Origin of the sequence: Nonomuraea corallina (assembly GCF_027620315.1) — a bacterium.
Taxonomy (GTDB): domain Bacteria; phylum Actinomycetota; class Actinomycetes; order Streptosporangiales; family Streptosporangiaceae; genus Nonomuraea; species Nonomuraea corallina.
This window is the reverse complement of the sequence record NZ_JAPNNL010000221.1, coordinates 1-10,677: the sequence shown is the minus strand read 5'-3', so window position 1 is coordinate 10,677 and position 10,677 is coordinate 1. Positions and strand designations below refer to the sequence as shown.

Here is a 10,677-nt window from a genome sequence, read left to right as displayed (position 1 = left end):
AAGCCGCGCTCGCGGGCCTCGGACACCAGCTCGGCGGCCAGCCGGGTCTTGCCGATGCCGGCGTCGCCGCCGATGAGCGCGACCCCGGCGGTGCCGGACGCGGCCGCGTCGAGCACGCGGACGAGCCGGGTCAGCTCGGTCGCGCGACCGACGAGGGAACCGTTCACGCAGCCACTATGCCACGGGTGACCGACAACCTCATTGGTCCACGATTTGTACGGCTGATTGGCCTTAATCCAGGACCAAACGCGCCCGTACAGTCGGTGACATGATCTCCCCGACCACGTTCCTGTTGTTCGCCGCCACCTCGATGGCGCTGGTGCTGATCCCCGGGCCCAACCATCTCTACATCGCCGCCAGAGGGCTCGCGCAGGGCCGTTCGGCGGGGCTGGCGAGCGCGCTGGGCGTGGAGGTGGGCACGCTCGTGCACATCGCCGCGGCCGCGCTCGGGCTGTCGTACGTGATCTCGCAGTCGGCGACGCTGTTCGCGGTCGTGAAGTGGGCGGGCGTCGCGTACCTCGTCTATCTGGCGATCCGGGCGTTCACCGCGAAGGACGGCGGAGCGGAGCGGCAGCCGTCCGCGCAGCCGCTGCGCGCGGTGTTCCTGGAGGGCGTGCTGGTCAACGTGCTGAACCCGAAGGTGACGCTGTTCTTCCTGGCGCTCCTGCCGCACTTCGTGGACCCGGCGGCAGGGTCGCCCGCGCTGCAGGTGGTGGTGCTCGGCCTCACGCTGCTGGTGCTGGGGCTGATCTCGGACGTGGTGTACGCGGTCGCGGCGGGCGCGCTGGGCGGCCGGCTCGCCCGCCGGGCCAGGACGCTGCGGTACGTCAGCGGCGTCGTCTATCTGGGCCTGGGCGTGGCCACGGCGTTCGCCGGGAGGAGATGAGGGTCACCGGACCTCGGCGAGGGCGGCGGGGACGCGGTCGAGCACGGGGTGCGGCATGAGCCCGTAGGCGTAGAAGTCGACCGCCGCCGCGCCCGCCGCCTTGGCCGCCCGCGCCTTGGCGACCAGCCGGTCCGCGGAGTCGGTGTCGGGGTGTCCCGGCCGCAGCACCGCGCGGACCTCGCGGTCCTTGCCGACCGAGCGCAGGTAGGCGCCGACGTCGTCGGCGACCCTGGCCGCGTCGCGGGCGTAGGCGAGCACCGCGAAGGCGGGCACCAGGTCGCCGAGCGCCACCAGGTCGACGCCGAGCTGCCAGGCGTCGTGGGCGGCCGGCCCGGGGGTGGGCAGCCCGTCGCGGTAGCCCTTGACGGCGCCGGTCGCGTCGGCGAACACCAGCCTCGACCCTTCGTCGCCGACGGCCGCGGCCACGTCGGAGACGAGCGTGGTGACGGTCTCGGACCTGGCCCTGGCGTAGGCGACCACGTCGGGCCCGGCGTAGGCGGTCAGCGCGGCCCTGGTCACCTCGCCCTGGGCGGGCGGGTCGCCGTCGAGCACGCGGCCGAGGATCCCGGCGCACTCCTCGCGCGCCACCTCGGCGTCCACGCCCAGGTCGGCGGCCCGGCGCATGCAGTAGTCGCAGAAGCAGAGCCCGAACAGGTAGGCGTCCATCGGCCCGAGCGGCACGAACGAGCGCCCGGCCCGCAGCGGCCGGAAGTGCAGCGACTCGGCCACCACGGACTCGACGCCGAGCCGGGCCACCGCCCTGGCCAGCGCGACCGCGTACGCGCGCGCGTCGGGGTGGGCGGGGCACAGGTCGGCGGGCGAGCCGCGGTCGCCGAAGCAGTCGCGGACGGTCACGTCGGGGTGGGCCCTGCCGAGGGTGGCGTTGCGCAGGAACACGCTCCAGCCGTGCAGCCGCAGGCCGCGCTCGGCGCACGCCTCGCGCAGCCCGTCGAAGGTGTCCTGGTGTCCGGCCAGCGGCCGCAGCCGCAGGCCGGAGAACAGGTCGGCGGGCGGAGGGAAGTGCGCCCCGTCGTGGCGTACGGTCAGCCGGGACAGCCCGTGCGGGGTGACGTCGCGGACGGCGTGATGGACGGCGCCGACCGTGACGCCGGCCGCCCCGTACCCCTTGATCTTGTCGAGCACCCGCTCGACGCCCTCGCCGCGCAGGTCCTCGGCGAAGACGAACACCGAACTGTCCACGGCAGGCGTCCCTCAGGCGCTCTTGTGCGCGACGAAGTCGATCTCCACCAGGATGTCGAGCAGGTGCGAGCCGACGGTGGTGCGCACGGGGTACGGAGGGGTGAAGTACGACTGGTAGACCTCGTTGTAGGCGGCGAAGTCGCGCTTGAGGTGCTGGAGGTGGACGGTGGCCTTGACGACGTCGTCGAAGCCGAGCCCGTGCGCGGCCAGGATCGCGCCGAGGTTGCGCATCACCTGGTGGGTCTGGGTGGCGACGTCGTCGCCGACGACCTCGCCGGTCTGCGGGTCGAGCGGGCCCATGCCGGAGGTGTAGACGAACTCGCCCACGACCAGGCCCTGCGAGTAGGCGCCGATGGGGGCCGCGCCTTCGGTGGTTCTCAGCTCTTTCTTCACTGCTGCTCCTGGAAACGGGTGGTGATGGTGCCGGCGATCCGATAGTCGCCGTCGACCAGGGGCAGCCGGCGCCACTTGTCGAAGGCGGTGCACGGATGGGAGATGCCGAACGCGAGCAGGTCTCCGGGCCGGAGGCCGTCGGCGCGCACGATCGTGTGCTGGTCCCACATGGCGACGACGGTGACGCCGTCTCGCCTGGGCACGGGCAGCCCTTCGTCGTACGGGGCGTCGCGCTTGCCCATGCCCACCACGGCCAGGCCGGGTTCGGGGGTGGACAGGACGTGCGCCCACACCTCGAGCGCGGGGCGCAGCTCGCCGTCCATCCGGTTGTACGGGGTGCGCTCGCTGTAGAAGCCGTCGTCGTGGGTGACGTAGGCGCCGCTGCGCAGGAGGATCCGGGCCTGGGTGGCGGCCAGGTGGCGGCCGATCACGTCGAACCACTGGCTGCCGCCGACGGTGAGGATCGGGGTGCGGACGCGGAGGTGTTCGGCGGCCTCCTGCAACAGATCTAGATATTTCCGGACCTCTTGTGCCGTGCCGAGCGCTCCCTCGTACCCCGCGACCCCGACCAGCTCGACCCCGTCGGTCCGCTCGACGTGCCGGACCAGCGCCAGCAGGTCCTCGACCGTGCGGCACCCGGCCCTGCCGCCCGGATGGCCCAGCTCGGCCAGCACCGGGAACGGCCGGGAGCCCGCGAAGGAGGCCAGCACGTCGACCCCGGCCGGTGAGTCCGCGAACGACAGCAGCGTGAAGCCCGGGTCGGCGTCGAGCTCTGCGGCGGCCCAGCGCAGCCCCGCGGGGTCGACGACCTGGTTGGCCACCATGATCCGGGCGGCGCCGAACCCGCGCACGGTGCGCGCCTGGGCCGGTGTGGCCACGGTCAGCCCCCAGGCCCCGGCGGCGAGCTGGCGGGCGGCGATCTCCGGCGACATGTGGGTCTTGGCGTGCGGCGCGAGCTCCATCCCGTGGTCGCGGGCGAAGGCGGCCATCGTGGCGATGTTGTGGTCGAGCGCGTCGCGGTGCACGACCATCAGCGGGAAGGTCAGCTCCCCGCCGAACACCGAACGCCCCAGCATCTCCGGCACCGCACCCCCTCCGAACGGTTCCGACCCTATCCTGCGGATCTTGACCGCAGTGCCCTGCCGGGCGTCGCCCCGGTCAGCTCGCCGGCCGCCAGCACCCGCTCCCCCGAGACCAGCACGTCGTCCACCCCGGCGGCCGGCGCCCGGGGCGTCTCGTACGTCGCCCGGTCGGCGACGGTGAGCGGGTCGAACACCACCACGTCGGCGGCGAACCCGGGCCGCAGCAGCCCCCGGTCCGTCAGCCCGAACCGCCGCGCCGGATGGGACGACAGGTGGACCGCGGCCTGCTCCCACGTCCAGTCGCCGAGCTCGCGGACGTGCCGGCCGAGGAAGCGGGCGAACGCCCCGAAGCCGCGCGGGTGCGGGTGGCCGCCCACGTAGATGCCGTCGGAGCCGCCGGTGTGGGACGGGTGGCGCAGCACGCGGCGCACCGACTCCTCCCCCTCCGGGCCCTCGTCGGGGCGGGCCGCCACACACCCCGCCTCCAGCCGGGTCTCGACGAGCAGGCGGCGGCAGAACTCCGCCGGCTCCACCCCCTCGCGCTCCGCCGCGGCGACGACGGTCAGGCCCTCGGCCCATTCCAGGCCGGGCGCGTGCGAGATCGTCAGCCGCGGCCAGGTCTGCGCCAGCCCCGGCCACCAGGCGTCCAGCTCGCCGGAGCGGAGCGTCGCCAGCGCCTTCGCGGTGTCGGCTGCGGGCACCGTGGGCGGCAGCACCATCATGGCCAGGATCGTGCTGCTGCGCAGGTAGGGGTAGGTGTCGAAGGTGAGGTCGACGTTCGCGCCCACCTCGTCGAGCAGCGGCAGCAGCACGTCGGCAGGGCCGTGCAGATGGGAGACGTGCACGGCCGCGCCGGACCGCTCGGCGATCTCCACCACCTCGCCGAGCCCGATCCCGGCCCTGGCGCCGTAGGCGCGCATGTGGGTGACGTACGGGAGTCCGCCGAGCGGGCGGCAGAGCTCGGCCAGCTCCTCGGCGTCGGCGTAACGGCCCGGCAGGTACTCCAGCCCGCTGGACAGCCCGACCGCGCCCTCGGACAGGCCGCGCTCGACCGCCGCCAGCATGAGCGCCAGGTCGTCGCGGGAGGCGGGCGCCGGCGAGGCGCCCATCACGTCGTAGCGGATCGTCCCGTGCGGCAGCAGGTAGGCGGTGTTGACCGCGACCGCGCGGTCGTAGCCGTCGAGCAGCTCCGCCACCGACAGCGGCCCCTCCCGCAGCGGGCCGTTGACCGCCGCGAAGTAGCGGGACGCGTACGCGACGGTCTCGGCGGAGCCGGGCGCGAACGACAGCCCGTCCTGCCCGAGCACGAACGTCGTCACGCCCTGCCGCAGCGCGGCGAGCTGCACGGCGGGGTCGAACACCACCGCGTCCCCGTGCACGTGGCAGTCGACGAAGCCCGGGGCCACCAGCCGCCCGGACGCGTCGATCTCGGACGCCGCCTCGGCGCCGTCGAGCCTGCCGACCGCCGTGACGCGGTCACCGGTGATCCCCACGTCCGCCCGGCAGGGCGGGGCGCCGGTGCCGTCGAGCACCCGGCCGCCGCTGATGACTACGTCGAACCTCACCCCCAGATTCAACCACCGGTGGTGCGTACGTAACACGATCCTTCCGACCCTGAGACGAGCGGGCCGGGCCGGATCGGGCGCTCGGCGAGCAGGTCCCTGGCCTGCGTCCTGGCGAGGTTCCAGCCGTTCCACGGGTCGGGCCGGTCCAGGTCGTTGGCCGCCACCACGTCGGCGAGCACGCAGCTGCGCAGCGGCTCAGGCAGCCGGTCCAGCGCCGGCACCGCCTCGGCCCCGAGGTCGCCGAGGTAGTCGGAGTCCAGTTCCTGCACGCCCCGCACCGCCACCTGCGACTCGGCCACCCGCAGATCCGGGTTCACCATCGCGAAGGCGCCCAGGGCCAGCCCGGTCAGCAGGACGACGGTGCGCGGCAGCCAGCCCGAGCCGCGCCCGGCGAGCCGTCCCGCCCCGGCCAGCAGTACCAGCGCGAACAGCGCCCCCAGCCAGTACACCGTCGCCTCCACCGACAGCCGCAGCCGCGACAGCCCGTACGCGTCGGTGTAGAGGTCCATCCGGTGCAGCGCGGAGAACAGCACCACCATGGTCAGCCCGCACAGCAGGCCGAGCTGCCCGGTGAGCAGCCACCGCTCCCGCCGCTCGGTCCTGATCACGCCGGCGGCCACGCCGACGATGCCCAGCACGACCACGCTGACCACGACGAGCTGGAAGAAGCCCTGCCTGGCGTACTCGGCGTAGGTGAGCCCGGCGGTCCTCAGCACCCACGCGTCGCCGCCGAACAGCGCCGTGATCTGCACCGCGACGAACGCCGCGAACAGCAGGTTGACCGCGGTGAGCGGCACCAGCCAGATGGATCTGCTCACCGGGACCTTGAGGTCGGGCGTCACCGGGTCGACGACCGGCCGCAGCGCCACCAGCACCACAGCCGCCGGCAGCGCCGCGAACACCGCGAACACGACGAGCCGCACCGGCAGCGACTCGGCCCAGTCGGGGGTGGCGGTCAGCCGCTCCACGTAGGCGGCGAACACCGGGTCGGCCGAGGAGAACAGCAGCCCGAACACCCCCAGCAGCACGACCGTGATGCCGATCCCGGCCAGCACCGGCAGGACGCGCCGCCTGGCCGTCAGCCCTTTCAGCGGCGTGGCCAGGAACCAGGGCAGCGGCCCGAGCGCGAACAGGACCGAGGCGCCGCCCCTGAGGACGCCGAGCCAGCCGAGGCCCGCGCCTGACACGGCCAGCGCGGCCAGTCCCGCCCCCGCCAGGAGCAGGACCCCTACCAGCCAGTCGGCGTCCCTGACGGCGGCCATCGCGATCAGCCAGTACGCGGTCAGCCCGAAGGCGATCGTCCACGGCGTCATCCGCCGGGTGGCGGCGGGCAGGGCGGCCGCCCCGAGCACCAGGGCCACCAGGACGATCCCCAGCCCGAGCTGCGCGTCGGGCAGCGCGATGGCCGCGAACACCCCCGCCCCGCCCGCCGCCGGCAGCAGCCAGCGCGGGGTGGCGGGAAGCACCGGCCTGGGGAACAGCGGCGGCGGCGTGTAGGCGGGCGGCGCTCCCGGCCCGTCCATTCCGTGGGCGGGCGTGGCCTGGCCGTACGCCGCGACCAGGTGCGCGTGCTCGGCGGCGCGGCGGGCGACGCCGGCGCCCACAGCCGTCCCGACCGCGCCGAACAGCGCGGTGACGCACACCAGCGTGAGGAGCGCGGCGCCGTCCCCGAGGAGCACACTCGCCATCGCGGCCGCGAACAGCCCCGCCACGAACCCGACCGCGAGCCCGAGTATCCCCCCGGTGACGATGCTGACCAGCCCCTTCACCGGCGGCTCCGCGACCGCCACCCGGGACCCGGCACGCGGCGAGGCGGCCGGCCCCGCGGAAGGCCCGGGGTCCTCCGCCCGGGGGCTTCCGGCGTCCGTTCCCGCGGGGCCGGCGTGCGCGGCCTCCACGGCGTCGGACGTCACCGGCGCACCCGCCGGGCCCGGCGCGGCGGAGGGGGCGGGCTCGTGGTCAAGGGCCGGTTCCTCCCCGCGGCGGCCGTCTTCGAGCACCATCACAGTCCTCCCTGGCAGGTCGACGAGCATGCGGCACCCCGCGCACTCGTCGATGCGGATGGAGCCGCCGTGCAGTTCGACGATCTCCTTGACGATGGCCAGGCCCAGCCCGGCTCCTCCGCCGTCGGCGGTGCGCCCGGCGTCGAGCCTGGAGAAGCGTTCGAACACGCGCGCCCTGGCCGACGCCGGGATGCCCGTCCCCCGGTCGGCGACCGCGAGAAGCACCCCGGTGCTGGTGGGCGAGGCGGTCACGGTGACCGTCCCGTCCGGCGGGCTGTGCCGTACGGCGTTGTCGAGCAGGTTGGCCAGGACCTGGGCCATCAGGTCGGGGTCGGCGAGGACCACGAGCCCGGCGGCGACCGAGGAGGAGAGCCGGACGTCCTCGCGGGCCAGCGCCGCCTCCCGGACGGCCTGCTCCACCAGCGGCCTCAGCTCGACCGCCTCCGGTTCGATGAGCCGCGCGCCGGAGTCGAGCCGGGACAGGTCGAGCAGCTGGGCGACCAGGCGGCCGAGGCGTTCGGTCTGGGCGAGCGCGGTGCGCATGGTGACGGGGTCGGGCGCGGAGACGCCGTCGACGACGTTCTCCAGGACGGCGCGCAGCCCGGTGATGGGCGTGCGCAGTTCGTGGCTGACGTTGGCGACCAGCTCGCGGCGCTGCCGGTCGACCTCGCCGAGGTCGGCGGCCATCGCGTTGAAGGCCCGCGCCAGCTCTCCCACCTCGTCGCGGGAGGTGGCCTGGACGCGCAGCGAGTAGCGGCCCTTGGCGATGGTCTGGGCGGCCCTGGCCATCTCGCGCAGCGGTCTGGTCATGCCCATGGCGAGCACCTGGACCATGATGAGGGCGAGCGCCACGGCCACGCCGATGCGGACCTCGCGCGACAGCCCGGAGTTGATGCCGACCTCGTTCACCGCGAACGCGGTCGCCACGGCCAGCACGATGACGATCCCGAGCTTGACCTTGATCCGGCCCAGGAAGTCGAGCGGTCTCATGGCCGTACCAGCGCGTAGCCGACGCCGTGGACGGTGCGGACCACGTCGGAGCCGAGCTTGCGGCGCAGCGCCCGCACGTGGCTGTCGACGGTCCTGGTGGCGGCCGCCTCGGAGAACCCCCACACGTCCGACAGCAGCCGCTCCCGCTCGAACACCTGGCCCGGCCGTTCGGCGAGGCGGCGCAGCAGGTCGAACTCGGTACGGGTGAGCTGCGCCTCGGCGCCGCGGACGAACACCCTGCGGGCGGCGGTGTCGATCCGCACCTCCCCCACCTTGATCACGGCGTCCTCGGCGGCGAGCTGCCCCGCCCGCTCCACCCGGCGCAGCAGCGCGTGGATCCTGGCCACCAGCTCGCGCATGCTGAACGGCTTGGCCAGGTAGTCGTCGGCGCCCACGCCGAGCCCGACGAGCACGTCGGTCTCCTCACCGAGTGCGGTCAGCATGAGCACGGGCACCGGGCGGGCGGCCTGCATCCTGCGGCACACCTCCAGCCCGTCGAGTCCGGGCAGCAGCCGGTCCAGGATCACGAGGTCGGGTTCGGCCGAGGCGAACGCGGCGAGCCCGGCCTGCCCGTCGGCGGCCGTCCTGACCTGGAACCCCTCGGCGGCGAGCCGGTCGCGGACGGCCCGCGCGATCGTCTGGTCGTCTTCCACCACGAGGATGCGTCGCTGCTGCGTCACATCCGAGAGCCTAGAAGCGGGGTGTGCAGACGGCACTCCCCAATTCGTGCACATCCGGTGCAGACTTGGGCGGTGGACATCCCCTCATACCTGCGCCGCCTCGGCCTGCCCGAACTCGAGCACGCCCCGCCCTCCGCCGCCGCCCTGCGCGACCTGCACATCGCGCACGTGGAGCGGGTCTCGTACGAGGTCCTGGAGATCTGGCTGGGCCGGCCCACGTCGCTGGATCCGCTGGAGTCGGCGGCCCGGATCCTCGGCGGCCGCGGCGGCTACTGCTACCACCTGAACGGAGCGTTCTCGGCGCTGCTGGCGAAGCTGGGTTACACGGTGACGCGGCACGTGGCCGGCGCGCAGATGCGGGGAGGCGAGCCGGGGATCACCGGCAACCACCTCGCGCTGACGGTGTCGGGGCTGCCGGACGAGGCCAACCCGGGTGGCGGGTGGCTGGTGGACGTGGGGCTGGGCGACGGGCTGCACGAGCCGCTCCCGCTGGTCGCGGGCACCTACCGGCAGGGCCCGCACACGTACGGGCTGCGGCCGTCGGAGGTGGTTCCCGGCGGGTGGCGGCTGGACCACGACCCGGGCGGGTCCTTCCTCGGCGTCGACTTCGGTCCCGAGCCGGCCGCGATGTCCGACTTCGCGGCCATGCACGACCACCAGTCGACGTCGCCGGAGTCGGGGTTCGTGCGGGTCGCCGTGGTGCAGCGGCGGGACGCGCGGGGGGTCGACAGCCTGCGCGGGCTGGTGCTGTCGCGGCTCGGCGTCGGGGCGGACAGGGTGACGCTGGAGAGCGCCCGCGACTACTACGCGGCGCTGGCGGACGTCTTCGCGCTGCCGCTGGACGACGTGAGCGGAGCGGACAAGGACCGGCTGTGGGGGAGGTTGCACGCCGCGCATGAGGCATGGCTGTCCTGACGGGGTACACAGCTCGTCAGGAGGTCGCTGGTGCGCGTGGCCAAGGGAGAGACCGGGAAGCTCGCGGGACGCTATCGGCTGTTGAACCCCCTCGGCGGGGGTGAGCTGCTGCTGGCCTTCGACGAGGTGGAACACCGAGACGTGGTGGTGCGCCGGCTGCGCGCGCCCGGCGGGGAGCCGGACGCGGCCGTGCGGGAGGCCCGCCGCGTGGCCGGGTTCGTCCATCCGGCGATCGTGCCGGTGCTCGACGTGCCGGTGGAGGACGGCGAGCCGTGGCTGGTGATGGCGTTCGTGGAGGGCGCGTCGCTGGAGCAGACGGTGCGCGGGCGGGGGCCGCTGCCGGTCAGGCAGGCGGCCCGGGTGGGCGTGTACGTGCTGTCGGCGCTGACGGCCGCGCACGCCGCCGGGATCGCGCACGGCCGGGTGCGTCCGGGCAACGTGCTGCTGTCGCCGACCGGGCGGGCGCTGCTGACGGGGTTCGGGCTGCCGTCGACGGGCATGCGGCCGGGCGCCGACCTCTGGTCGCTGGCCGCGACGCTGCACTTCGCGGTCGAGGGCAGGCCGCCCGGCCAGGAGCCGGCCGCGGCCACGGACCCGCTGCGGGCGCTGATCAGGGCGATGCTCACGCCGGACTCGCCGCCTTCGGAGGCGGTGGCGTGGACCCTGCGGCGGCTGGCGCTGGACCGCTCCCTGGAGCGGCTGGTCGCGACCGAGGGCCCGCTGAGCCCGGCGCGGACGGCGGCCGTGGGCCTGGCGGTGCTCGACCGGCTCGCCGCCTGGCACGACCGCGGCCGGCACCACGGCGGGGTGCATCCGGGCAGCGTGCTGATCGACCCGGAGGGCCGGGCGTCGCTGCTCCCGCCGCCGGTGCCCGCGCCGCCGCCCGCCTATCAGCCGCCGGAGGGCGTGCCGGGGCCGGCGGGCGACCTGTGGGCGCTGGGGGCCACGCTGTTCCTGGCGGTG

10 protein-coding genes are annotated in these 10,677 nt (G+C 74.6%); 3 read left to right on the top strand and 7 right to left on the bottom strand.

Translation table 11 applies throughout. The features are described from left to right. On the bottom strand, positions 1-167 hold a 167-nt coding region (locus tag OUY22_RS33190), incomplete at its 3' end, for an ATP-binding protein (protein ID WP_270159228.1). 101 nt (positions 168-268) lie between these two features. On the opposite strand from OUY22_RS33190, the gene OUY22_RS33185 reads away from it, so the two are divergent. Then, a complete protein-coding gene (locus OUY22_RS33185) occupies positions 269-886 on the top strand; it encodes a LysE family translocator (RefSeq protein ID WP_270159226.1) in 618 nt (205 codons plus the stop codon). A gap of 3 nt (positions 887-889) precedes the next feature. Here OUY22_RS33185 and OUY22_RS33180 read toward each other — a convergent pair whose 3' ends face one another. The 6 genes from OUY22_RS33180 to OUY22_RS33155 are packed head-to-tail and all read right to left on the bottom strand — an operon-like array spanning position 890 to position 8,799. Then, on the bottom strand, positions 890-2,086 hold the full coding sequence (locus OUY22_RS33180) for a hypothetical protein (RefSeq protein ID WP_270159225.1): 1,197 nt from the start codon (positions 2,084-2,086) through the stop codon (positions 890-892). Positions 2,087-2,098: 12 nt separating this feature from the next. Further along, the gene (locus OUY22_RS33175) at positions 2,099-2,479 is read right to left on the bottom strand and encodes a RidA family protein (RefSeq protein ID WP_270159224.1); all 381 of its coding nucleotides are present in this window, start codon (positions 2,477-2,479) and stop codon (positions 2,099-2,101) included. Beyond that, on the bottom strand, positions 2,476-3,555 hold the full coding sequence (locus OUY22_RS33170; RefSeq protein ID WP_270159227.1) for an alanine racemase: 1,080 nt from the start codon (positions 3,553-3,555) through the stop codon (positions 2,476-2,478). Before OUY22_RS33170 ends, OUY22_RS33175 begins: the two co-directional genes overlap by 4 nt. Positions 3,556-3,590: 35 nt before the next feature. Beyond that, positions 3,591-5,126 carry an N-acyl-D-amino-acid deacylase family protein gene (locus tag OUY22_RS33165; RefSeq protein WP_270159223.1) on the bottom strand — a complete coding sequence of 512 codons (1,536 nt, stop codon included), beginning with the start codon at positions 5,124-5,126 and terminating at the stop codon, positions 3,591-3,593. An 8-nt stretch (positions 5,127-5,134) separates the two neighbouring features. Beyond that, entirely contained in the window at positions 5,135-8,119 is a 2,985-nt protein-coding gene (locus tag OUY22_RS33160) for a DUF4153 domain-containing protein (protein WP_270159222.1), read from the bottom strand. Beyond that, on the bottom strand, positions 8,116-8,799 hold the full coding sequence (locus tag OUY22_RS33155; protein ID WP_270159221.1) for a response regulator transcription factor: 684 nt from the start codon (positions 8,797-8,799) through the stop codon (positions 8,116-8,118). Before OUY22_RS33155 ends, OUY22_RS33160 begins: the two co-directional genes overlap by 4 nt. A 72-nt stretch (positions 8,800-8,871) precedes the next feature. Here OUY22_RS33155 and OUY22_RS33150 point away from each other — a divergent pair, with 72 nt between their 5' ends. Both OUY22_RS33150 and OUY22_RS33145 read left to right on the top strand, forming a co-directional pair. Further along, positions 8,872-9,714 (top strand): arylamine N-acetyltransferase family protein, encoded by an 843-nt coding sequence (locus OUY22_RS33150; protein WP_270159219.1) that lies wholly within the window; start codon positions 8,872-8,874, stop codon positions 9,712-9,714. Between the two features lie 30 nt (positions 9,715-9,744). Then, on the top strand, positions 9,745-10,677 hold a 933-nt coding region (locus tag OUY22_RS33145; RefSeq protein ID WP_270159218.1), incomplete at its 3' end, for a protein kinase domain-containing protein.